We start from the raw sequence: 1,712 nt of genomic DNA, 5'->3' as shown, positions 1-1,712 counted from the left end.
GTGCGCGTGTTGCTTGATATCTCAATAGCGTGTCTGTTTATCGATGCCATTATTTTGAATGGCAGATTATAACGGATGATACAGCAGTTTAATGCTGGTTGTTTGTTTATTTTGTCAGGTTTATAGTTTTTCATGATTTTCATGGAGAGTTTGATCCTGGCTCAGGACGAACGCTGGCGGCGTGCTTAACACATGCAAGTCGAACGATGACGGTGGTGCTTGCACCGCCTGATTAGTGGCGAACGGGTGAGTAACACGTGAGTAACCTGCCCTCCACTTCGGGATAACCTCGGGAAATCGTGGCTAATACCGGATATGAGCACTCATCGCATGGTGGGTGTTGGAAAGATTTATCGGTGGGGGATGGACTCGCGGCCTATCAGTTTGTTGGTGAGGTGATGGCTCACCAAGACGATGACGGGTAGCCGGCCTGAGAGGGCGACCGGCCACACTGGGACTGAGACACGGCCCAGACTCCTACGGGAGGCAGCAGTGGGGAATATTGCACAATGGGCGAAAGCCTGATGCAGCGACGCCGCGTGGGGGATGACGGCCTTCGGGTTGTAAACCCCTTTCAGTAGGGAAGAAGCGAGAGTGACGGTACCTGCAGAAGAAGCGCCGGCTAACTACGTGCCAGCAGCCGCGGTAATACGTAGGGCGCAAGCGTTGTCCGGAATTATTGGGCGTAAAGAGCTTGTAGGTGGCTTGTCGCGTCTGCCGTGAAAACCCGAGGCTCAACCTCGGGCGTGCGGTGGGTACGGGCAGGCTAGAGTGTGGTAGGGGAGACTGGAACTCCTGGTGTAGCGGTGAAATGCGCAGATATCAGGAAGAACACCGATGGCGAAGGCAGGTCTCTGGGCCATTACTGACACTGAGAAGCGAAAGCATGGGTAGCGAACAGGATTAGATACCCTGGTAGTCCATGCCGTAAACGTTGGGCACTAGGTGTGGGGGACATTCCACGTTTTCCGCGCCGTAGCTAACGCATTAAGTGCCCCGCCTGGGGAGTACGGCCGCAAGGCTAAAACTCAAAGGAATTGACGGGGGCCCGCACAAGCGGCGGAGCATGCTGATTAATTCGATGCAACGCGAAGAACCTTACCAAGGCTTGACATGCACTGGACGGCTGCAGAGATGTGGCTTTCTTTGGACTGGTGCACAGGTGGTGCATGGTTGTCGTCAGCTCGTGTCGTGAGATGTTGGGTTAAGTCCCGCAACGAGCGCAACCCTCGTTCTATGTTGCCAGCACGTGATGGTGGGGACTCATAGGAGACTGCCGGGGTCAACTCGGAGGAAGGTGGGGACGACGTCAAATCATCATGCCCCTTATGTCTTGGGCTTCAAGCATGCTACAATGGTCGGTACAATGGGTTGCGAAACTGTGAGGTGGAGCGAATCCCAAAAAGCCGGCCTCAGTTCGGATTGGGGTCTGCAACTCGACCCCATGAAGTCGGAGTCGCTAGTAATCGCAGATCAGCAACGCTGCGGTGAATACGTTCCCGGGCCTTGTACACACCGCCCGTCAAGTCACGAAAGTCGGTAACACCCGAAGCCAGTGGCCCATCCTCGTGAGGGAGCTGTCGAAGGTGGGATCGGTGATTGGGACTAAGTCGTAACAAGGTAGCCGTACCGGAAGGTGCGGCTGGATCACCTCCTTTCTAAGGAGCATCACCAATATTGGTGGCCATCGTCGTCTGCGAGTGTCAGGCGGG

General features: G+C 55.2%; 1 rRNA gene. It reads left to right on the top strand.

Going from position 1 to position 1,712, the window contains the following annotated elements:
* The first annotated feature begins 138 nt into the window (after window positions 1-138).
* A 16S ribosomal RNA gene (locus tag HMPREF3159_RS14110) occupies window positions 139-1,658 on the top strand.
* The last annotated feature ends 54 nt before the right edge of the window (window positions 1,659-1,712 follow it).

This window comes from Brachybacterium sp. HMSC06H03, from assembly GCF_001807385.1.
GTDB lineage: Bacteria > Actinomycetota > Actinomycetes > Actinomycetales > Dermabacteraceae > Brachybacterium > Brachybacterium conglomeratum.
The sequence above is the reverse complement of the archived record's forward strand: the minus strand, read 5'-3'. Positions and strand labels throughout refer to the sequence as shown.